Source organism: Rhizobacter sp. P5_C2 (genome assembly GCF_054049715.1).
This window is the reverse complement of record NZ_JBFULV010000008.1, coordinates 30,687-53,225: the sequence shown is the minus strand read 5'-3', so window position 1 is coordinate 53,225 and position 22,539 is coordinate 30,687. Positions and strand designations below refer to the sequence as shown.

Below are 22,539 nucleotides of genomic sequence, written 5' to 3'. Positions count from 1 at the left end.
GCGCGCATGCTGAGAATCACGATCGCGCAGCTGAACCCGACCCTCGGCGACATCGACGGCAATGTCGCGAAGATGATCGCCGCGGCCCGGCAGGCCGGCACGCAGGGCGCCGAGCTAATCGTCTTCACCGAACTCGGCCTGACCGGCTACCACCCGGCCGACCTGCTGGAGGAACCCGGCTTCCTGCAGCGCGTCGACGCCGGGCTCGAGGCCTTGCTGCAGGCCTCGCGCGAGCTGCCCGGGCTGCACTGGGTGGTCGGCGCACCGCTGCGGCGCGACGGCCCCGGCAAGCGGCTGCACAACATGCTGCTGGTGCTGCATGCCGGCGAGATCGTGCTGCGCTACGCCAAGCAGCTGCTGCCCACCTACAACATCTTCGACGAGCGCCGCCACTTCGAGCCCGGGCCGGATGTCGCGAAGGTGCTGCGCATCGGCGACACGCAGGTCGGCATGCTGATCTGCGAGGACGGCTGGAACGACGTGGCCGGTGATTACGCGGTCAACCCGTTCGAGCGCATGCGCGACGCCGCGCCCGACCTGGTGGTCTCGATCAACGCCAGCCCGTCGGAGATCGGCAAGCGCGAGCAGCGGCACCAGATCTTCGGCGACGCGAGCCGCCGCCACCGGCTGCCGATCCTGTACGTCAACCAGATCGGCGGCCACGACCAGCTGGTGTTCGACGGTGCGTCGTTCGCGACCGAGGCCGACGGCCGGGTGGTGTACGAGGCCCGGCGCTTCGTCGAGGACGTGACGACGCTGCGCTTCGAGCACGGCCGCTTCCTGACGCTTGATGGCAACGCGCCGCCGCCGGTGCCGGCCGCCGGCCTGCCGACGATGGCGTTCTACCAGGCGCAGATCGTGCTCGGCCTGACCGACTACGCACGGCGCTGCGGCTTCAGGCAGGCGGTGGTCGGCTCGTCGGGCGGCATCGACAGCGCGTTGACGCTGGCACTCGCCGCGCAGGCGCTCGGGCCGCACAACGTCAGCGCGGTGACGATGCCATCGCACTACTCGTCGGCCGGCTCGGTCGACGACTCGGTCACGCTGTGCCGCAATCTCGGCATCGAGCTGTTCACGCACCCGATCGCCGAGCTGGTCAACGGCTACGGCACGCAGTTCGAGCGCAGCTTCGGCAAGCCGCTGCAAGGCCTGCCGCACGAGAACCTGCAGGCGCGCATCCGCGGCACCGCGCTGATGGCCTACTCGAACAGCTTCGGCCACCTGCTGCTGACGACCGGCAACAAGTCGGAGATCTCGGTCGGCTACTGCACGCTGTACGGCGACACCAACGGCGGCCTCGGGCTGATCGGCGACCTGTACAAGACGGAGGTGTTCGCGCTGTCGCGCCACCTGAATGAGGCGGCCGGCCGCGAGATCATCCCGGTGGCCATCATCGACAAGCCGCCGTCGGCGGAGCTCGCGCCCGGCCAGAAGGACACCGACAGCCTGCCACCCTACGAGGTGCTCGACGAGGTGTTGAAGCTCTTGATCGAAGGAGACCGGCTCGCGCCGCGCGAGCGCGCCCAAGCCGATGCGTTCGTCACGCAACTGCAACGCAGTGACGAAGGCCGTGCGCTGGTCGAGCGGGTGCGGCGCATGATCGCCCGCAACGAATACAAGCGGCGCCRGGCGCCCCCCATCATCCGCGTCCGCCCCCGTGCCTTCGGCAGCGGCCGGCAGATGCCCATCGCGGCCTTCATCCCATGAGAACCATTCCGTCCCACCAGCCGGCCACGCCGGGGCAGCACCACGACACCGCGGTGTACATCGGCCGCTTCCAGCCGTTCCACAACGGCCACCTGGCGCTGCTGAACCAGGCGCTGGCGATCGCGCCGCGGGTCATCGTCGTGATCGGCTCGGCGCACCAGGCGCGCTCGCCGAAGAACCCGTTCAGCTGGGAAGAGCGGGCCGAGATGATCCGGCTCGCAGTGCCCGAAGACGAGCGCGGCCGCATCGATTTCCTGCCGGTGCGCGACTACTACGACGAGACGCGCTGGCTGAAGGCGGTGCACGAAGGCGTGCAGGCGCTGATCGCCAAGCACGCCGATCCGCGGCTCGGCTCGATCGGTGTCGTCGGGCATTTCAAGGACGCGACCAGCGAGTACCTGCAGGGCTTCCCCGGCTGGCGGCTGCACAGCGTCGAGCGCGTGACGGCCGCGGACGGCACCGCGCTGCGCGACGCGTTCTTCGCGTGCGCGCCGGACGATGTCGACGCGACGCTCGCCGCGCTGGTCGGCCAGGCACCATCGACGACGCTCGGCTTCCTGCGCGCCTGGTCGCGGCTGCCGCTGTTCGGCGCGCTGACGGCCGAGTGGCAGATGTTGAAAGCCTACCGCGCGTCGTGGGCCGCCTCGCCGTACCCGCCGGTCTTCGTCACCGTCGATGCGATCGTGCAGTGCGCCGGCCGCGTGCTGCTGGTGCGCCGCGGCCAGGCGCCCGGCAAGGGCCTGTACGCAGTGCCGGGCGGCTTCATCGAGCAACGTGAGACTGCTTACCAGTCGGCCCTGCGCGAGCTGCGCGAAGAAACCCAGCTGCACCTGCTCGACGCCAGCATGCGCCAGTGCCTGCGCGAGACCGCGGTGTTCGACCACCCCGACCGCAGCCAGCGCGGCCGCACGATCACGCACGCCCACCACTTCGACCTCGGCGGACGCGAGCTGCCGGAGGTGGTGGCCGGCGACGACGCGGCCGCCGCGCTGTGGACGCCGATCGGCGAGCTGCCCGCGCTCGAGGACCAGTTCCTCGACGACCACTTCCACATGCTCGACCACTTCCTGGGACTGACGCCGCGATGAGGGAAGAAGCCGCCCTGCTCGACCGCTACCGCGGCTGCCTGCTCGGGCTGGCCTGCGGCGATGCGGTCGGCACCACGCTGGAGTTCCGCCGCCGCGGCAGCTTCGAGCCGATCACCGACATGGTCGGCGGCGGTCCGTTCGGCCTGAAGGCCGGCGAGTGGACCGACGACACCTCGATGGCGCTGTGCCTGGCGACCAGCCTGGTCGAACGGCGCGGCTTCGATGCCGAGGACCAGATGAACCGCTACGTGAACTGGTGGCACCACGGCTACCTGAGTTCGACCGGCGCCTGCTTCGACATCGGCATCACCGTCTCGGCCGCGCTGCAGCGCTACCTGCAGACCCGCAACCCGCTCGCTGGCTCCACCGATCCGATGAGCGCCGGCAACGGCTCGCTGATGCGGCTCGCGCCGGCGGTGCTGTTCGGCCACCCGGACATGGCCGCTGCGATGGACCTGGCCCGCCGCAGTTCGGCCACCACGCACGCGGCCACCGAGGCGCTGGAGTGCTGCACGCTCTTTGCCGAGCTGCTGTGCCACGCGCTGGATGGCCACCCGAAGGACGCGATCCTGTCGAGCCGGCTCGCGGCACCGACGATGCCGAAGGTGCAGGCCATCGCGGCCCGCGAGTACCTGCACAAGCGGGAATCGCAGATCGCCGGCACCGGCTACTGCGTCGCGTCGCTCGAGGCCGCGCTGTGGTGCTTCGCGCAGACCGACAGCTTCGAGGCCGCCGTGCTGCGCGCCGCCAACCTTGGTGACGATGCCGACACCACGGCCGCGATCGTCGGCCAGCTCGCCGGCGCGCACTATGGCAAATCCGGCATCCCGGCGCGCTGGCTGGTGCGGCTGCACCAGCGGGCCGAGATCGAGAAGCTGGCGGACGCGCTGCGGCGCTGAGCCGTCACGCGCCCAGCGACGTGACCGTGACACGCCAGTGCCCCTCGACACCGTCGGTCACGATGCGCAGCGGCAAGAAGCGCTCGATCACCGCGAAGTTGGTCCGCGCGTGTTCCGTCAACTCGGTGCAGCTGAAGCTCGCCGGCCGGCCGCTGCGCCACACCGCGAGCGCGAGCGGCAGCACCCACTGGTCGGCCAGATGCGGGCCGAGCGCGCCGGTGCCGGCCTGGTAGGCGCGCAGCTCCGCCGCGAGCGACAGCGCAACGTCTTCGGCGCTGCGGCCACGCTCGCCGAAGCTGATCGCCAGCTCGGTCACGTGCTCGTGGGCCAGCGTCGCCATCAGCGCATTGCCGGGACCCTCGTTCTGGCGCAACACCGGCACCTGCAACGCGTCGTCGGGCCAGCCGAGCTCGCGCTGCAGGATCGCGAGCTCGCGTGAGGCGACGCTGCGCGGAATTGCCGCGGCCAGCGCTTCCGCATGGGCCGCGAGCAGGGCACCGCGTTCCAGCAGGTCGAACGGCTGCAGCCCGCCGACGGCCGGCAGGATCTCGGCGACGAACTCGCCGCCGCCCGCCGGAAAGAACCCGTGGCGGCGCAACTGCAGTCGGCTGCCTGCGCCCAGGCGCTGCAACAGCGGCGCGTAGCAACGCTCGATGAAGTGGAACGGCGGCGCCATCGGGTTGTGCGTGCCGCCGCTCAACGTCAACCGGCTCGTTCCATTGGCCAGCATCAGCGCCGGCCAGACGGTCTGCAGCACCAGCGTGGCGCTGCCGGCCGTGCCGACGCTGAAGACATGGTCGCCGGCGCACACCGCGCCGGGCTCGAAGACCAGCGAGGTCGAGCCGGCCTCCGCACCCTGCACCCGCGCCCCGCTGACGGCCTGCGCCGCCTGCACGCAGGCCAAGTGCTGGCGCATCAGGCCCGGCTTGGGCCGGCGCGCGCGGATGTCGTGCAGCGCGACACTTTGGCCGGTGCACATCGCGAGCCCCAGCGCGCTGCGCAGGATCTGGCCACCACCCTCCCCGCTGGCGCCGTCGAGTTCGATCATCGTGATTCCTTGTTGTTGTCTTGTTCCACCGTGCGATCAAGCGGGATCCCGAAGGACCCGAGCTGGAACCGCACTGCCGCGTGCAGCGGCTCGGCGATGCCGGCCTGCGCGTCGCGCCAGGCCGCCGCCACGCTGCCCCGCTGCACGGGCGTGGGCGCGACGAAACAGCGGTTCATGTCGGCGAGCCAGGCCCGCAGGCCCTGGGTCACGAGCTGCCAAGCGGGTTCCGGCAGCGTGCCGTCGGCCAACGTGGTCAGCAGGAACCACGCACGGTCCCACGGCGACGCACGGCCCATCAGCTGCTGTGCGATGCGCATCGCATGCAGCGTCCCGAGTGCTTCGACCAACTGCCGCGCACGTTCGGCCGACGGTGCCGGCGCGCCGCGAACGACGGCCTTGACGGCCAGCCGCTGCACGCGCGGCGACGCGTCGAGCAGTGTGCGTTCGATCAGCATCGGCAGGTCGGTACCCGGCTCGGCCATCCACCCTTCGTAGGCCGCGACCCGCAATGCAACGGCACTCGCACTGCTCATCGCCCGGCACAACGCCGGGTGATCAGGGTGCTGACGTGCACGCAGCAGCCGCAGCATCACGACGCGCAGGCGGGCCGACAGCGATGCATCCGGCACACCGGCCAACGCACGCTGATCGACCTCGGCACGCAGCGCGGGCGATGCCGCCGCCACGGCCAGCTCGCGCACGGCCGCGCTGCGGTCGAAGCACAGCACCTGCAGCAGCGCCGGCTCGACGCCTTCCGCGCCCGCCGACAACGCCCGCAGGCCCGCCACTCGCACATCGGCAAAACGGCCACGGCAGGCCTCGTGCAGCAGCTGCAAGCGGGCAGGCCCGTTCGGCAGCGCCGCGGCGCGCTGCACCGCGATGCGGGCAAGCAGCACGTCGCCCGAACGCAGGCCGTCCATCAGCACGGCACGGCCTTCATCGTCGCCGCGACAGGTCTTCGCGCTCAGCATGAACAGGAAGCGCCCGGCCTCCCGTTCGGAGGCCGGCACGCCGACGCCCACACGCGCCAAGTACCCCGGCGTCGACAGAAAGTCCTCGATCGCCCGCAGCAGCTCACCGTGGTCGACGCGGCGCGCCTCGCGCAGCCGCAGCAATGCCGGAAGCGCCTGCCGCCAGCCTTCCAGGCGGCGCTCGTCCAGCCACGCCAGCACGGCCTGCCCCGCGGCCTGCCGCACCGGCGCGACCCAGTCGTTGGCCCGCACCAGCAGCATGCGCAGCGCGCGCGGGTCGTCGCTGGCCGCCAACGCCTCGACCGCCGCCTGCCGCTCGAAGCCATCCGGCGACGCGGCTGCGGCCAGCCACGCCTCGACGCCATTCGCGCTCTCGGCGGGCTTTCCGAGCCATCGGCTCAACCAGGTGTTCATGCTCCTTCTCCCTATCCCTTCACGCACACCACCTGCTTCAGCGTGTGCACGACCTCCACGAGGTCCTTCTGTGCTTCCATCACCGCGTCGATGTCCTTGTAGGCCATCGGGATCTCGTCGATGACGTCGGCATCCTTGCGGCACTCGACGCCCTCGGTCGCCTTCACCTGGTCGGCCACGCTGAACAGCTTCTTCGCCTTCGTGCGGCTCATCACGCGGCCGGCGCCGTGGCTGCAGCTGTCGAAACTCTCCGGGTTGCCGAGGCCGCGCACGATGAAGCTGCGCGCACCCATGCTGCCGGGGATGATCCCCATCTGGCCGCGCTTCGCGCTGACCGCTCCCTTGCGGGTGACGAACACGTCTTCACCGAAGTGGCGTTCCTGCTGCACGTAGTTGTGGTGGCAGTTGACGGCCTCGACGTGCGTCTCGAACGGCTTGGCGATCACCTGGCGCACCGTGGCGATCAGGTTGGTCATCATCACCTCGCGGTTGCGCGCCGCGAACTTCTGCGCCCAGCCGACACCGCGCACGTAGTCGCCGAAGTACTGCGCACCTTCCTCGAAGTACGCCAGGTCCCGGTCCGGCAGGTTGCGCTGCTGCGCTTCGGCATCCTTCTTCGCCAGTTCGACGAAGTGGGTGCCGATCGCGTTGCCGACACCGCGCGAACCGGAGTGCAGCATGAACCAGACAGCGCCCTCCTCGTCGAGGCAGACCTCGATGAAGTGGTTGCCGCCGCCCAGCGTCCCCAGGTGCTTGCGGTTGTTGGTGTTCTTCAGGCGCGGGTGCAGTTCGCACAGGGCATCGAACTCGTCGACGAGCGTCGACCACACCTGGTCGACGGTCTCCGGCGGGTTCTCCCAGCTGCCCTGGTCGCGGCCGCGGTGGCGCGGCGTCGAGCCGTGCGGCACCGCGCGCTCGATGGCCGAGCGCAGCGGGCCCAGGTTGTCCGGCAGGTCTTCCGCACGCAGCGTGGTCTTGCAGGCCATCATCCCGCAGCCGATGTCGACGCCGACCGCGGCCGGGATGATCGCGCGCAGCGTCGGGATCACCGAGCCGACGGTCGCGCCGATGCCCAGGTGCACGTCGGGCATCGCCGCGATGTGCTTGAAGACGACCGGCAGGCGGGCCGCGTTCGCGAGCTGCTTGCGCGCCTCGGCTTCGACCGGCACGCCGCGGGTCCACATCTTGACGGGCACGCCGCCTTCGATGGTTTCGGTGTCGTAGTTCTTCAGGGTTTCCATTCTTCTTCCTCTCTCTCGTTGTCTGTCATCGGCCGTCAGGCCAGCTTCACCAGCCCGTTCAGCACGCCTTCGAGTCCGCTGAACACCGAGATCTTGTCGATCCGCTCGGCCACACGCTCCAGCGTCTCCAGCTCCTTCAGGCGCAGCGCGGTGGGGTTGTCCTCCATCACCTTGGCCGTGTTGAGCAGCGAGCGGCTGGCCGCCGTTTCCTCGCGGCGGCGGATCACGTTGGCCTCGGCCGCCTTCTGCGCCTCGACCACCTGCGCCAGGATGGTCTTCATCTCGCCGGGCAGCACGATGTCCTTCACGCCGACGCTCTCCAGCGCCAAGCCGTAGTCCGCGAGCTTGGCACGCGCATGGCCGGTCACCACCTCGTCGATCACCGTCTTGTTCTCCAGCAACTCGTCCAGGCTGCGGGTTCCCACCGCGGCGCGCAGGCCGAACTGCAGCTCGCGGTACAGGTGCTCGGCAGGCTTCTGCAACTGCGTGAACGCCTTCAGCACGTCGGTGATGCGGTAGGTGGCCGCCAGGTTCAGGCGCAGGCTGACCTTGTCGCGCGTCAGGATGTCCTGGCCGCTCACGTCCACCGCCTGCAGGCGCAGGTCCACCAGATCGACCGAGACCGTGCGGTTGAACTTCCAGAACGCATACGAACCGGAGCCCAGCACGCGATCGACCTTGCCGTCGATCCACAGGATGCCGGCCGAGAATTCATTGACCTGCACCTGCAGCACGCCGGCCAGGCCGGACACGCCGCGGGCGCGCGTCTGCGTCTGGGCCAGGCGGGCGGTCAGCGCGGGCGACAACTCGGCTCCGGCGGCAACATCGACCACGTCCACCGTCACTTCCACCAAGCCCTTCCAGTACAGGCGCCGCGTGGTGGGCGCGAGCACCTCGACCAGCACGCCGTTGTCGCTGCGCAGGCCCACCTGCGTCTCCGACAGCTCGACCTTGACGAACTCGGCCGCGACCACCTCGGGCTCCTTGGCCATCAGGTAGTCGGCCAGGCCGTGCGTGAACGCAGGCTGGTCGAGCGCGAAGGTCTCGACGCGCAAGCGGTCCAGCCCCTTGAACACCCAATGCCGCCCAGGCGCCAGCACGCGTTCGAAATCGCCGTTGCGCAGCAGCAGGCCGCGTTCGCTCTTCTTCACCATCACACGCTCGAACATCAACATCTTCTTCTCCTCTTTCTTCTCTTCGAATAGGTGCCGTTACAGCAGCGTCGGCGGACGGGGATCGCACCGGCCGCTGGCCTCGCAACGCTCGCCACGACCGTGGCCGTGGCGAGGGGTGCGGGCAAGGGCCGACCGGTTTCCCAGTGCGGGCCGCCGCTGCTGACGGAATCGTTCCGGACAAGCCGGCTGTCTTCCGCGTTCGGCATGGGTCTTTCGACCCGGCAACACCATGGCCTTTCGGCCGGTCTACCTGGCGGGAGTCGAACCCGCGACGGACTCGCTGACAACGAGTTGCTCTACCAAGCTGAGCTACAGATGGTGGGCAGCCCGGGACTCGAACCCGGCGCGACTTGCGTGCGTTCACCTGACTGCCCTCACACCCGACGTTCCCGAAGCGCGGTACGCAAGACACCGACAGGGCTGTGACACCCCGGACCCCTTGCGCCAGCGGGGCAGGCCTTCGCCTCAACCCCTGGCCACTGCTCTCTTCGTTTGCGTCAGGACACCGCTTCCATTGCAGCGCCCGTGCCAGCGTGTCGGCGTCGGCCTGCGTCTTGGGGCAAGTGCTTGTCGCACAACGAGTTTCTTCATTCATCTAGGTCCGACAGAATCTGGACGCTTGAACCAGGACACCTGGAATCTAGAATCACCGCTAGCCTCTTAGCAATCCAGAACATGAAGCAAACCGTCGTCATCGGCTTCCTCGGCACCCAGCTCGATGCCGGCCAGGGCGCCGGCCGCTGGGAAAAGTGGCGTCCCACCGTCTCGCTGGTGCAGCAGCCCGACGTCGTCGTCCACCGCATCGAGCTGATCCACACGCCGCGCCACGTCGGCCTCGCGCAGCAGCTGCAGCGCGACATCGCGTCGGTCTCGCCCGAGACGCTGGTCAACCTGATCCCGATGGACGTGGCCGACCCGTGGGATTTCGGCGAGATGTACGGCGCGCTCTACGACTGGGTGCGCGCCTACCCGTTCGACACCGAGCGCGAGCAGTACCGCGCCCACATCACCACCGGCACGCACGTCGCGCAGATCTGCATGTTCCTGATGGTCGAGTCACGCTTCATCCCGGGCGTGCTGCTGCAGACCGCACCGCCGAAGAAGCAGACGCACGACAACCCCGGCAGCCTGACGCTGATCGACCTCGACCTGTCGCGCTACGACGTGCTCGCGAAGCGCTTCCATCAGGAGCAGCAGGACGCGGTGGAGTTCCTGAAGGACGGCATCGCGACGCGCAACAAGGCCTTCAACGCGCTGATCGACGAGATCGAGCGCGTGGCCGTGCGCTCACGCGCGCCGATCCTGCTGACCGGACCGACCGGCGCCGGCAAGTCGCACCTGGCTCGGCGCATGTTCGAGCTGAAAAAGTCGCGCCACCAGGTCGGCGGCGAGTTCGTCGAGGTCAACTGCGCGACGCTGCACGGCGACGGCGCCGCCTCCACGCTGTTCGGCCACCGCAAGGGCGCGTTCACCGGCGCGGCCGCCGACCGCGCCGGCCTGCTGCGCGGCGCGCACGGCGGCGTGCTGTTCCTGGACGAGATCGGCGAGCTGGGCCTGGACGAGCAGGCGATGCTGCTGAAGGCGGTGGAGGAGAAGCGCTTCTACCCGATGGGCAGCGACCGCGAGGTCACGAGCGACTTCCAGCTGATGGTCGGCACGAACCGCGACCTGCGCATCGACGTGTCCGAAGGGCGCTTTCGCGAAGACCTGTACGCCCGCATCAACCTGTGGAGCTACGTGCTGCCGGGCCTCGCGCAGCGGCCGGAAGACATCGAGCCGAACGTCGAGCACCTGCTGGCGCGTGTGGCCGCCGAGAACGGCCGCGCGGTGCGCTTCAATGCCGAGGCCCGGTTGCAGTACCTGCGCTTTGCGCAGTCGCCCGAAGCGCTGTGGCGCGGCAACTTCCGCGACCTGTCGGCCAGCATCACGCGGCTGGCGACGCTCGCTGACGGCGGGCGCATCTCGTCGGCGCTGGTCGACGCCGAACTGCAGCGGCTGCGCTGGCTGTGGCAGCACCATGCGAGCGATGCGCCGGCGAGCGACGCCGTCGACCTCGATGCCTTGCTGGGCGATGCCGCCGCAGCACTCGACCTGTTCGACCGGCTGCAGCTGCAAGCCGTCGTGCAGATGTGCCGCCGTTCGCGCAACCTGTCGGAGGCGGGGCGACAGCTGTTCGACGTCTCGCGCCAGCAGCGCAGCGTCGTCAACGACGCCGACCGGCTGCGCAAGTACCTCGCGAAGCACGGACTCCACTGGGACCGGGTCGTCGAGACGGGGTGACAGCCTGATGCCGCGGCGGGGGAGTCGAACCCCCTGGCCCTGGCCGCGCCGCATCGCGCCGCGCGGTATGTCGTTCAGGGCCGGGGTCCGTGGCATCCACTGCACTTCGGCTGTGTCCAAGCGCGAGCATCCCGTCGGATGTGGTGTCTCGCTGCACGGGGTCCGGGTCCGGACCGCGCACATCCCGCGCCGCCAACACCATTTCGTGCGGTCGCGGAGGGCAAGGGCACACCCGAAGTGGAGCGGGTGGCGCATTCAAAAAAACAGGCTCGAAAAGCAGAAAGGCCCGGATCCATCGCGGAATCCGGGCCTCTGTGAACAGAGTCGAAGGGTGGGCCTACGCCCTGCCTTCTCCCGGATGCCGTCGATCGTTGCCGTAACCCTTCTTGCCCATCGCCATGCAGAAGCACCCGCCCGATGCGCGGACGGCTTGCTGCAGGTGACGGGGAAGGTGGCGGCTGATCACGATGGGGTCCTCGGATTCGTTGATTCGGTGCGCTTTTTCAAGCAAGGGGCGGATCGTAAAAACTCTTTACCGATTCGTCAAGCATTTACTCAAGCACTCACTTCAAATCGACCTTCACGAGGTTGTCCTCCGAGATGCGATCGATGCGCTTGTTGTAGGGGTCGACCCCGGCAAACGCCGGCGCCTTGTCCACCACCAGAGCGATCGACTGCTTGCCGCTGTGCACCGGCAGGCGCTCGAAGTGCAGCACCGATGCCGCCGTGAAGCCCTCCTTGCCCGGCTCGGCGCTGAACACGCCGATGTCGACCGGTTCGTCCAGAGGCGCTTCGGTCTCCTGCCCCTTGCCGTCGGCGTAGAGCTTGCGCGCCTCGACCTCCAGCACCAGGTCGTAGCGGCCGTCGGCACGCTTCGTCGCGGTCGCGGCCGTGGCCTTCAGGTCGAGCAGCGTGATCTTCTCGAACAGGTCGGTGATCAGCGCATCGTGCTGCGGCCCGGCCTCGGCGCGCAGGATGCGCAGGAAGTCGCGCGTGTTCGGGTACGGCGCCGCCTTGAACGCAAACTCCTTCAGCAGCTTGGCCAGCGCCCGGTTCACGACCTCTTCACCGACCACCTCCTTCAGCCAGTACATCGCGAGCGAGCCCTTCTGGTAGTGGATGTAGCCCTGGTTCTCGACCCGCGCGAGCGGCAGCTCCTCGACCACCTCGCCACCGCGCTGGCGCAGGTAGCGGTCGAGTTCGTACTTCAGGAAGCGGCGGATCTGGTCGCGCCCGTACATCTTCTCCATCACCAGCAGCGCCGAGTACTGCGCGAAGCTCTCGACCAGCAGCTCGCCGCCCTGCTGCGAGCTCGGCACCAATTGGTGGCCCCACCACTGGTGGCCGATCTCGTGCGCCGTCACGTAGGTCACCACGTCGATCTTCTGCGGGTCGGTCAGCCGCGAGATGAAGCCGAGGTTCTCCGAGTACGGGATGGTGTTGGCGAACGACTGCGCGAAGTCGGCATACGACGGGAACTCCAGGATCCGCGCCTGCCGGAACTGGTACGGCGAGAACTTCTCGCTGAAGAGTTCGAGCGACAGCTTCATCGCCTCCATCATCCGGGCCGTGTTGAACTCGTGGCCGGGCTGGTGGTAGACCGCGAGGTCGACCTCCTTCCAGCGGTCGCGCAGCACCGCATAGCGCGCCGACTGGATCGAGAAGAAGTGGTTGATCGGCGCATCGGGCTTGAAGTGCGCGGTGCGCCGCCCGTTCGCGGTCGTGTCGCTGACGGTGTAGCCCGGCGCGATCGGCGTCTGGTCGGCATCGGTGGTCACCGTGATGTCGGCATCGACCCAGTCGCTGTCCTTGCGGAAGCCGTTGTCGGCGCGCGCAGATTCGTCCTCCAGTGTCGGCGGGCGCAGGTCCGGCGGCAGGCCGTGCTTGCGGCGCTTCGCGCGGTCGGTCAGCAGCCCGTTGCGCGACATGCCGATCGCCGGCGTGATCTCGGTGTTGTCGATGAAGCTGCCGTTGGCGACCAGGCGCGTCAGCGGTTGCCCGTTCGGAAAGCCGCGCTCTTCCAGCGTCGTCGCGAAGCGCAGCACCCGCGTCTCGTCCGGCTGCATCGCCGGCTCGAGCTTGTAGATGCGGTAGTGCTCCTTCGCCCATTCGCGCTGCAGCGCCGCGCCGGGCAGCTCCACGCGGTCGAGCGTCGTGCGCTCGGGCCACAGCAGGTGCAGCGTGTCGATCGGCGCGCCGGTTCGGTTGCGCAGCAGGTAGCTGCCGGTCGTCACCGCGCGCGCTTCGCGCGGGTACAGCTGCACGTCGAGCGTGACGGCCGTGATGCGCGGCTGCGGCAGCTTCTCGAAGGCCAGGAAGTCGCGCTCGTACTGCGCCAGCCGCGCATCGCGCTGCGGCTGCGTCACGTAGGCGTTCAGCACATTGGTGTTGTAGTAGATCCAGCCGCCGCTGCCCGCCCACACCGCGAGACCGATCGCCAGCAGCGCCCCGGCCCCGCCGCGCAGGTGGCGGCCCATGTGGGCCAGCCGCGGGCGCAGCGCGAGGTTCGCGCCGCGGCGCCACAGCGCGTGCGACAACACGGCCAGCACCAGCGCGAACCCGCCCCAATACACCTGGAACCAGGCCTGCGCGATCCAGAAGCGGCCCAGGCCGTTCATGTCCGACAAGGGCACGTTCGGCGTGCCGCCGTAGTTGTAGAGGTTGTGCTCGAAGCCGGCCGCCGCCAGCGCGACCGAGCCGACGATGTACAGCAGCATCACGCCCCAGCCGATGAACTTCTGCGGCACCAGCACCTGCACGAACACCGCCAGCACCGCCAGCAGCAGCGCACCGACCGTCATCGGCAGCACGAACCACAGCAGGTAGGCCAGCGGCTCGAAGCGGGTGTAGCCCTTCAGCGCCTGCACCAGCATGCCGGTCAGCACCGCGACCCCCGCGCTGGCCGTCAGCACCAGCGCGATCGCGACGATCTTGGGCAGCAGGTGCGTCCAGTCGGGCGCGGCGGTCGCGTCGACGATCTCGTGCATGCGGCGCTCGCGATCGCGCCACACCAGCTCGCCGGCATAGAAGATCGCGATGATGATCGGCATCAGGCTGAAGGTGCCGGCCAGCGTCTGCACCATCAGGCGCGTGACCGGGTAGGAGCCGCTGCCGTACCACTCGCCGCTGAACCACAGCGAGCCGCCGGCATTCAGCACCCCGATGCCCAGCAGCACGAAGAAGGCCGGGCTGCGGAACACGAAGGCCATGTCGAAGCGCGCGAGCCGCCACAGCTGGGCGCGGCGCGTCGGCGCGTCGGCGCGTGCGACCGGCAGCGCGCCGATCGCGGTGGGGGTCGCGGCCCGGTCGGTGGCGGCGTCCTTCGATTTCTTCGGCGCCCTCTTCGACACCCTTTCCACCGGCGCGCGCTGTTCGAAGCGGAACAGCCAGCAAGCCAGCGCGAACACCGCCAGCGCGATGCCGGACCACAGCAACCGGTTCGCGAGCATCGGCCCGGTCATCGCCGGCAGCAGCGTGTTGCGCTCGGCGGCCGTCCAGTACTTGGTGGCGGTGTTCAGGGCCGACACGCCGAACGGGTCGAGCAGCGCCGCGATGCCGTCGTACTGCGGGTTGCGCAGCAGGCCGCGCATCACGAAGTACAGCACCAGCACCGCGACCGCGCAGACGTAGGTCCACATCATCGAACGCGTCGCGGTGGCCGCGGCGAAGAACACCGCCGACACGATCAACAGCGTCGGCAGCCCGAACGCGAACAGCGCATACAGGTAGTGCGTGAGGTGGAACGCGCCGACCTTCTCGCCGTCGACCCACGGCATCGCGACGCCGACCGCGATGCCCAGCGGAATCGAGGCCAGCACCAGCAGCGCGACGAGGTTCGCGCCGATGAAGCGCCCCACCAGGTACGACCCCTTGCCGAGCCGCGTCGAGCGGATGATCGGTGCGAAGCCGGTCTCGTCGTCACGGATCACGACGTTGGACACCATCGCGACGACGATGAACACCGCGAACAGGCTCATGATCGCCAGCGTCTGCAGGATCGCGAACGGCGAGTTCAGGTGCACGTTGCCGCGGCTGCCGATCTGGATGGTGTCGACCGTGACCGAGCCGAAGGTCAGCAGGAAGAACATCAGGCAACCGACCCAGAACACCGGGCTCTTCAGCTGGTAGCGCACCTCGAAGCGCGCGACGTGCATCAGCATGCTGCCACTCATGCCGCAACCTCGGCGGACGCGCTGCGAAGCTGGTGCAGCGTCGAGAAGTACACATCCTCCAGCCCCGCCTCCACCGGCGTGAAGCCCGGCGCGGGCGCGTCATCGGCCAGCACGTGCACCACCGGCCGGCCGCCGCGCAGCCGGGTCGCGATCACGTCCATGCGGCTGCGGGCGTCGGCCAGGTCCTCCTTCGCGACCTCGCCCTGCCAGACGCGCCCGACCATCTCGGCGATCAGCGCCTGCGGCGTGCCGCTGCGCACGATGCGCCCGCCGACCATGATCGCCATCCGCGGGCACAGGTCGGTCACGTCGTCGACGATGTGGGTCGACAGGATCACGACCACGTTCTCGCCGATCTCGGCCAGCAGGTTGTTGAAGCGGTTGCGCTCCTCCGGGTCGAGCCCGGCGGTCGGTTCGTCGACGATGATCAGCCGCGGGTTCGCGATCAGCGCCTGCGCGATGCCGAAGCGCTGGCGCATGCCGCCCGAGAAGCCGGCGATGGCTTTCTTGCGCACGTCCCACAGGTTGACCTGCTGCAGCAGCGACTCCACCGTCTCGCGCCGCTCGCCGCGCCCGGCCACGCCCTTCAACACGGCCAGGTGGTCGAGCATGTCGTACGCCGACACGCGCGGGTAGACGCCGAAATCCTGCGGCAGGTAGCCGAGCATCGCGCGCAGCCGCGCCGGCTCGGCCAGCACGTCGATGCCGTCGAACGCGATGCGCCCGGCGCTCGGCTGCTGCAGCGTCGCCAGGCAGCGCATCAGCGAGGACTTGCCGGCACCGTTCGGTCCGAGCAGCCCGAACATGCCGCGCGGGATCTCGAGCGTCACGTCGTCGAGGGCGCGGGTGCCGTTGGCATAGGTGTGCGACAGCTGGGCGATGGTCAGCATGCGGGGTCTCCGTCGGAGAGGTTGGAAAAACAAGAGACTCTAGGGGCGGCACGACGGAATGCCATCGCCGCGCGACAGGCTGCACGGCGGGGCGGACAGGCCGCGCGCGGGGCGGCTCAGAACGTCTTCACGCCGTTGACCGGCAGCAGCACCGACAGCAGCGAGCTGGTCGCGCACAGGAAGAGCCGGTTGCGCTTCGGCCCGCCGAACACGACGTTGGCGACGCGCTCGGCCGTCTTCACTTTGCCGAGCAGCGTGCCGTCGGGCGCCAGGCAGTGCACGCCGTCGGCGGCGCCGCACCAGAGCCGGCCGGCATCGTCGACGCGGAAGCCGTCGAACAGCCCGGCACTGCAGGTGGCGAACACCTCGCCGCCCGACAGCCCGCCGTGCGCCGTCACGTCGAACACCCGGAGGTGGCGCGGCCCGCCCGGCTGGTGGGTCGCGCCGCTGTCGACGATGTAGAGCTTCGATTCGTCGGGCGAGAACGCGAGGCCGTTCGGCCGCACGAAATCATCGGCGACGCGCACGCACGCGCCGCTGCGCGGATCGAGCCGGTAGACGTGGCAGCCCTCGGTCTCGCTCTCGCCGCGGTGGCCTTCGTAGTCGGAGTCGATGCCGTAGGCCGGGTCGGTGAACCAGATCGAATCGTCGGATTTCACGACCAGGTCGTTCGGGCTGTTCAGCCGCCGGCCCTGCACCCGGTCGACCAGCGTCGTGATGCGACCGTCGTGCTCGGTGCGGGTGACGCTGCGCGAGCCGTGCTCGCAGGTGACGAGCCGGCCCTGGCGATCGAGCGTGTTGCCGTTCGCGAAATTCGACGGCGCGCGGAACACGCTGACGCGGCCGTCGGTCTCGTCCCAGCGCAGCATCCGGTCGTTCGGGATGTCGCTCCACAGCAGGTAGCGCCCGGCCGGCACGTAGACCGGCCCCTCGGCCCAGCGCAGGCCCTGGTGCAGCGTCTCGACGCGGGCGCTGGTGCGCACGCAGCTGCGGAATCGCTCGTCGAGGATCTCGAAATCCGTCTCGGCCATGGTCTGCTCCCGGCAGCGCCGGCTGCCGGTCCCGACTTTAGGGGATCAGGCCGGCTCGGCCAACCGCAGGCGCGCGGCCATGTCCTCGAGGAATTCCAGCACGCCCTGGTCGACGCTCTTGCGCCAGAAGTCCATCGCGCGGCTGCGCTTGCCCTCCGCCTGGTAGCGCTCGCCGATGTAGAAGTAGGCCTCGCTCAGCGACTCGGCGGGCACCTTGGTGGCGCGTGCGGCGTCGATCAGCGCATCGGCCGATATCGTGCCGATCGCATAGTCGACCAGCGGGCGCGGCCAGTCGGCCGGCAGCTGCTCCTTCGGGTGGCGGGCTGCCAGCGCCGACGGATCCTGCCCCGCCTGGCGCATCGCCAGCGCCAGCCACAGCAGCGGGTAGCCGCGCTGCACCGCCGCCGGATCGGTCAAGACCTCCTCCAGGTCGGCCTGCGCGGCCGCGAAGTCCTTCTGGAAGTAGCGGGCCACCGCGCGCATCCGGCGTGCCTCGGCATCGCGCGGATCGCGCTGGAGCACGCTGCCGGTCAACTCGACGGCGCGCGGCAGCTCGCGCAGGCCGATCGCATTGACGGCCGCTGCGTTCTGCGTTTCGGTGACGTCAGGCGCCAGTTCGAGCGCACGGGCAAAGTCGCGCCGCGCGTCGGCCAGGCGTCCCAGGTGGTCGTACTGGATGCCGCGCGCCGTCAGCGCCTGCGCCTGCAACGGTGGCGTCAGGCGGCCCGCGGCCAGCTGGGCCGACAGCAGCACCACCCGCCCGTGCGCGTCCGCCTGGATGCGGGTCGCCGCCTTCAGCTTCTTGCTGCGCAGGCCCTCTTCGACCCCGTTCAGGTCGGCCCGCAGCTTGTCGAGGTCGGTCGTCGCCAGTGTCGAGATCGACACGTTCGTCGACAGCTTCGGCCACAGCTTGCCGAGCTTTTCCATGTAGGCCGGCCAGGCTGGCGCCTCGATCTGGTCCGCCGACACGCGCAGCACCGAGCGGTAGACCGCATGCTTGCGATCGGCGTCGAACGTTCCCTTCCAGGTGAAATGGGCGTCCCCTTCGGTCGTGCTCTGAGACAGCGGCTTGGAGGTCACGTCGCCCGGGAAGTCCAGCGCCACCGAGTGGCGGTAGGTGCCCAGGAAGGGGCCGGCATAGGCATCGCGCCGCTGCTCGGCCTTGGCGACCAGCATCACGTCGGCGGTGGCCCAGTAGCCGATGTCGGCGACCAGCATGCGCTCTTCGGGAAAACGCCAGAAGCCCGGCACGCTGAAGCGCTGGACGAAGGTCACCGCATCGTCGACATGCGAATCGACGACCTCCATCGCCCCCAGGCTGCGGGCCTTCGGGTAGAGGCGCAGGTAGGGCGCGGCCAGTTGCGTCTGCACCGCCTCGGGACCGCGCGTGGTGACCGTGTCGCGGAAGGCTTCGGCCAGGATGCCGCGGAACGTGACCCGCGACTCCAGCACCGGATCGGCATCGAAGCGCTCGAAACGCAGGCTGTCCTCGACCACCTGGCGATCGGTGTCGACCGCGCTCGGCAGCACGGCCATGCTGGTGGTCGATGCCAGCAGCGGCAGGCCGGCCTCGAAATCGACCGCCTGGCGGTTCTCCAGCTGGCCGGTCTGGCGGCTGCGGGTCGCGTCGAGCCAGTAGGTGCTGCCGTCGAGCTCGACGCGCGCGATCACGTGGTCGAAGGCCAGCGGGCCGGGCAGCAGGCTGCCGACCCGGCCGCGCGCTGCCATCGACACCAGCACCGGGGTCGCGGGCACGTCGAGCTTGCGCAGCAGGGCCACCAGCAGCGCGACCTTGTCCTTGCAGTCGCCGAAGCGCTGCTCGATCACCCGGTCCGGCGCGGCCGGCTGGTGCGAGCTGCTGCCGATCTCGGTGCCGAAGTAGCGCACCTCCTGCTGCACAAAGCGCAGCGCGGCGCGCACCTGGTCGGCCGGGGTGGCCTCCTTGTCGCGGATCTCCTGCACCACCGCATCCACGCGCGGGCCGGCGGGCAGACCGGCGAACAGGCCCTGGCCCCAGCGCGCCACCTCGGCCCAGTCGGCGAACTCGCTGACCTGCAGCATCTGTGCCGCACCCACGCTGAAACCGGCGTTGGCATCGGGATTGAAGCGCGGCACCGCGACACGGCGCCAGCTCGTCTCGCGCCGGCCATTGCGCACCTGGCTCGTGCTGACGGTGTCGGCCGGGCCGACGCGCACCTGCAAGGACCGCTCGACCGGTGCGAGCAACCGCACCTGGTAGGCCTGCACCGGCCCGCGCTGCGACGAGAGGGGTTCGAGCGCGACGAACTTGCCGCCGAACACCGGGTTCGCGCCGCGCACCGAGTACGCGAAGTCGATCTCGTCGCCGACCCGCACGTCGTCCAGCACCGCCGACACCGTGACGCGTCCGTCGAGCATGCGCCGCTCGAGCTGCGTCTCGCGCTGCAGCAGCTGGATCTTGCGCCGGTCCATCTTGGCGATTCGCTTGCCGTTGCGCACCAGGTCGAGGTGGTGCAGCGTGAAGGTCTGGTAGCTCGGGTCGAACTCGAGTTCAATCTGCGACGCGACCGACAGGCCGGCATCGGTGTCGACGACCCGCACCACGTGGTTGTAGTCCCAGATCGACTTGCCGTCGGCGAGCAACTGGCGGTCGATGATGCGGTAGTGCATCGCGCTGCGGTCGACCGCGGCCTGCGGGGCTTCGGCGGCGGCCACGACCCAGGCCGGTGCCGGCCCGGTGGCGTAAGTGAAGGCGCCTGCCGCGGCGCGCGGGGATGCCGCGGCCTGGGCCCGGACCCCGGCCGTCATGGCAAGGGCCAGCATGAGCGCCACGAGACGCCCGCATCGAATCAGTGTCATGCATCCTCCCGAAAGCCGCGGCACTTTGGCGGCCGTCGGCGATCCCGCAATGGTAAGCGTGGCCGGCCTGCCGCCATCGGTCATCATCGGGCCCGGCCCCTGGTCACCTCCCTCCCCCAACCCTGAAGAGCGAGACCCCTCATGCGATTGCCACCCCTGCCCGACCATGCGATGACCCCCGCCCAGCGCGCCGCCGCCGATGAACTGATTGCCGGCCCCCGCAAGGCCGTCAAGGGCCCGTTCATTGCGCTGCTGCGCAGCCCCGAGCTGCTCGCCCATGTGCAGAAGCTGGGCGCCTTCCTGCGCTTCGGCACCTCGCTGCCGGTGCGCGCCAGCGAGTTCGCGACGCTGCTGGTCGCACGGCACTGGCGGCAGCAGTTCGAGTGGAAGGTGCACGTCGCGCTGGCGCTGCAGGCCGGCACGGCGCAGGCCACGATCGATGCACTGCGCGACGGCCGCCGCCCCGACACGATGGACGCAGACGAGACGCTGGTGCACGACTTCTGCACCGAGCTGCTGGCGCATCACGGCGTCAGCGAGCCGACCTGGGCGCGCACGGTGGCGCGCTTCGGCGAGGCGGGTGCCGTCGAGCTGACCGGCCTGGTCGGCTACTTCGCGATGGTGTCGATGGTGCTCAACGTGGGCCACATCCCGGCCGAGCCGGGTGGCGACATCGCCCCGCTGCCGGTGCTGCCGCCCTGAGGGCCGTTCAGCGCGGCGGCGGCCGGTCGAGCATCGCGAGCCATGGCGACGGCTGCAGGCTGTCGAGCTGCGTCGGCAGGTCGTCGAACTCGCGCTGGAACAGCGCCACCAGCCAGTCGCTGAAGGCCCGCAGCTTCGCGGTCGGCTGGCGCGGCCGCGCATGCAGCAGCGTGAGCGGCAGGCTGCCGGCGCTCCAGTCGGCCAGCACCTGCACCAGGCGGCCGTGCGCCAGGTGGTCGACCACCACACGGCTGCACGGCGCCTGCACCAGGCCGAGCCCGGCGACTGCCGCCGCGATGGAGGTGTCGACATCGTTGCAGGCGACGCTGTGCGCGCCGCGCCACTGGTGGTGTTCGCCGGCGCGATGGAAATCGAACGGGAACAGGTGGCCGTCGCGTGGCGAATGGAAGTTGACGACGCGGTGCTGCGCCAGGTCGTCGAGCGAGTGCGGCGTGCCGTGCGCATCGAGGTAGGCCGGCGCCGCACAGGTGACGACCGGCAGGCGGCCGAGCAGCCGCGCGGCCAGCCGCTCGTCATGCACCTCGCCGGCGCGCACGACGCAGTCGTAGGCTTCGGCCAGCGGATCGACCGGGCGGTCGGAGCTGCCGAGCTCGATCACGATCCCGGGGTAGCGGCGGAAGAAATCCGCCAGCGCCGGCGCGATCACCTGGCGCCCCATCGCCGCCGGCACGTCGACCCGCAAGCGGCCCGACGGCGCTCCCGACGGATCGTGCAGCGCCCCTTCCAGCTCGCGCATCTGCCCCAGTATCGCGAGGGCACGCTGGTGGTACAGCGCGCCTTCGTCGGTCAGGCTGATGCGCCGCGTCGTGCGGATCAGCAGGCGCACGCCGAGGTGCGCCTCGAGCGCCTGGATCACCGTCGTCACGCGCGCCTTCGGCATCTGCAGCGCGAGGCCGGCCCGCGTGAAGCTGCCCAGCTCCACCACGCGGGTGAAGACTTCCATGCCGTGAAAGCGATCGATCAATGCAAGGATGGCGGCGTCGCGCCCGCTCCGTTTTCGTGAATCGGCGACTCTAGGCGTCCACGGCGGCCGGGCCGCCGATACCATCGCGCCAACAGATGACAGGCCGTCGCATGCAGATGGCCGATTTCACAACCCCATGACCGCCAACATTCGCCGCGCCGCAGCCGCTTCCTTTCTCGCCGTGGGGCTGTTGGCCGCGTCCGGCGCCGGCGCGGCCTGCCGCCTCACGAAAGTCGGTGCGCTGGCCGTCGACCTATCGACCTCCGTGCCGCTGATCGACGGCACGATCAACGGCCAGCCGATGCGCGTGTCGATCGACGTCGGCACCACGGCGACGCACATCGACCGGGCGACCGCCGAACGCGCGAAGCTGACGCTGCAGCACACGCAATTCGTGCTGTACGGCACCGCCGGCGAGACCCGCGCCTACCGGGCGCTCGCCGACGAGATCAGCTTCGGGCCGCTGCTGCACTGGCAACGCGCCGGCATCGGCGTGGCCTGGGACGACCAGGGCCCGAGCAACCGGCAGGCGGTGCTGGCCGCCGACTACCTGCTGCAGACCGACCTCGAGATGGTGCTGGCAGAGCGGCAGTTGCGCTTCTTCCGCCCCGACGGTTGCGGCGATGCCTTCCTCGCCTACTGGGATGCGCAGGCGGTCGAGCTGCCGATGATCGAGCGCAGCCCGCAGGACCGCCGCGCGGTGGTCGAGGTGCTGCTCAACGGCAAGCCGGTGCGCGCCATCTTCTCATCGTCGGCAGCGGTCAGCGTGATCGACCAGGCCGCGGCCGTTCGCGCCGGACTCCAGGTGCCGGAAGGCGCCGCGCGGATGTGGCCGGGCCGCTTCGACAGCATCGAGCTCGGTGCCGAGTCGATCCGCAACACGCAGGTGCTGGTCTCCGACCGGTGGGCGTCCTACCGCCGCAAGCATTCGAGCTGGGACGATGCCGAGCGCATCGCTGGGCAACCCGAGATGGTCCTCGGCCTGGATTTCCTGAAGGCCCACCGCGTGCTGTTCTCGTCGAGCCAGGGCCGCGTCTACATCAGCCACCTCGGCGGGCCGGTGTTCTCGCTCGGCGATCCGCCCTGACCCCGGACCGC

General features: G+C 69.8%; 15 protein-coding genes and 1 tRNA gene. 6 read left to right on the top strand and 10 right to left on the bottom strand.

The features are described 5' to 3' along the window. The first annotated feature begins 6 nt into the window (after positions 1-6). The 3 genes from ACXJLU_RS04500 to ACXJLU_RS04490 are packed head-to-tail and all read left to right on the top strand — an operon-like array spanning position 7 to position 3,694. Positions 7-1,707, top strand: coding sequence for an NAD+ synthase (locus ACXJLU_RS04500; RefSeq protein WP_457329275.1), 1,701 nt, complete (start codon positions 7-9; stop codon positions 1,705-1,707). Continuing rightward, a complete protein-coding gene (locus ACXJLU_RS04495; RefSeq protein ID WP_457329274.1) occupies positions 1,704-2,795 on the top strand; it encodes a bifunctional nicotinamide-nucleotide adenylyltransferase/Nudix hydroxylase in 1,092 nt (363 codons plus the stop codon). Before ACXJLU_RS04500 ends, ACXJLU_RS04495 begins: the two co-directional genes overlap by 4 nt. After that, positions 2,792-3,694, top strand: a complete 903-nt coding sequence (locus ACXJLU_RS04490; RefSeq protein WP_457329273.1) for an ADP-ribosylglycohydrolase family protein — start codon at positions 2,792-2,794, stop codon at positions 3,692-3,694. Before ACXJLU_RS04495 ends, ACXJLU_RS04490 begins: the two co-directional genes overlap by 4 nt. Positions 3,695-3,698: 4 nt before the next feature. Here the strand turns inward: ACXJLU_RS04490 and rtcA are convergent, their stop codons facing one another. The 5 genes from rtcA to ACXJLU_RS04465 form a co-directional block, all read right to left on the bottom strand. Next, on the bottom strand, positions 3,699-4,742 hold the full coding sequence (rtcA, locus tag ACXJLU_RS04485; protein ID WP_457329272.1) for an RNA 3'-terminal phosphate cyclase: 1,044 nt from the start codon (positions 4,740-4,742) through the stop codon (positions 3,699-3,701). Further along, positions 4,739-6,127, bottom strand: a complete 1,389-nt coding sequence (locus tag ACXJLU_RS04480) for a hypothetical protein (protein ID WP_457329271.1) — start codon at positions 6,125-6,127, stop codon at positions 4,739-4,741. The genes rtcA and ACXJLU_RS04480 overlap by 4 nt, the downstream gene beginning before the upstream one ends. 11 nt (positions 6,128-6,138) lie before the next feature. Next, entirely contained in the window at positions 6,139-7,368 is a 1,230-nt protein-coding gene (locus ACXJLU_RS04475) for an RtcB family protein (protein WP_457329270.1), read from the bottom strand. Between the two features lie 35 nt (positions 7,369-7,403). Beyond that, positions 7,404-8,537, bottom strand: a complete 1,134-nt coding sequence (locus ACXJLU_RS04470) for a slipin family protein (RefSeq protein WP_457329324.1) — start codon at positions 8,535-8,537, stop codon at positions 7,404-7,406. Positions 8,538-8,788: 251 nt separating this feature from the next. Continuing rightward, positions 8,789-8,862 (bottom strand) — tRNA-Asp (locus tag ACXJLU_RS04465). A gap of 356 nt (positions 8,863-9,218) precedes the next feature. Here ACXJLU_RS04465 and rtcR point away from each other — a divergent pair. After that, a complete protein-coding gene (gene rtcR / locus ACXJLU_RS04460) occupies positions 9,219-10,823 on the top strand; it encodes an RNA repair transcriptional activator RtcR (protein ID WP_457329269.1) in 1,605 nt (534 codons plus the stop codon). A 563-nt stretch (positions 10,824-11,386) separates the two neighbouring features. Here rtcR and ACXJLU_RS04455 read toward each other — a convergent pair. The 4 genes from ACXJLU_RS04455 to ACXJLU_RS04440 all read right to left on the bottom strand — a co-directional run bounded on the left by ACXJLU_RS04455 (position 11,387) and on the right by ACXJLU_RS04440 (position 19,703). Beyond that, positions 11,387-14,995: an ABC transporter permease/M1 family aminopeptidase gene (locus ACXJLU_RS04455; RefSeq protein ID WP_457329268.1), complete on the bottom strand. Its 3,609-nt coding sequence runs from the start codon at positions 14,993-14,995 to the stop codon at positions 11,387-11,389. Next, complete coding sequence (locus tag ACXJLU_RS04450) at positions 14,992-15,885, bottom strand: ABC transporter ATP-binding protein (RefSeq protein ID WP_457329267.1); 894 nt, start codon at positions 15,883-15,885, stop codon at positions 14,992-14,994. Before ACXJLU_RS04450 ends, ACXJLU_RS04455 begins: the two co-directional genes overlap by 4 nt. A gap of 116 nt (positions 15,886-16,001) precedes the next feature. Continuing rightward, positions 16,002-16,916 carry an SMP-30/gluconolactonase/LRE family protein gene (locus ACXJLU_RS04445; protein ID WP_457329266.1) on the bottom strand — a complete coding sequence of 305 codons (915 nt, stop codon included), beginning with the start codon at positions 16,914-16,916 and terminating at the stop codon, positions 16,002-16,004. Between the two features lie 45 nt (positions 16,917-16,961). Further along, complete coding sequence (locus tag ACXJLU_RS04440) at positions 16,962-19,703, bottom strand: DUF3857 domain-containing protein (RefSeq protein WP_457329265.1); 2,742 nt, start codon at positions 19,701-19,703, stop codon at positions 16,962-16,964. 192 nt (positions 19,704-19,895) lie between these two features. On the opposite strand from ACXJLU_RS04440, the gene ACXJLU_RS04435 reads away from it, so the two are divergent. After that, positions 19,896-20,456 (top strand): carboxymuconolactone decarboxylase family protein, encoded by a 561-nt coding sequence (locus ACXJLU_RS04435; protein ID WP_457329264.1) that lies wholly within the window; start codon positions 19,896-19,898, stop codon positions 20,454-20,456. Positions 20,457-20,463: 7 nt separating this feature from the next. Here the strand turns inward: ACXJLU_RS04435 and ACXJLU_RS04430 are convergent, their stop codons facing one another. Then, entirely contained in the window at positions 20,464-21,420 is a 957-nt protein-coding gene (locus tag ACXJLU_RS04430) for a LysR family transcriptional regulator (protein WP_457329263.1), read from the bottom strand. Between the two features lie 157 nt (positions 21,421-21,577). On the opposite strand from ACXJLU_RS04430, the gene ACXJLU_RS04425 reads away from it, so the two are divergent. After that, complete coding sequence (locus tag ACXJLU_RS04425) at positions 21,578-22,528, top strand: retropepsin-like aspartic protease (RefSeq protein WP_457329262.1); 951 nt, start codon at positions 21,578-21,580, stop codon at positions 22,526-22,528. Positions 22,529-22,539 lie beyond the last annotated feature (11 nt).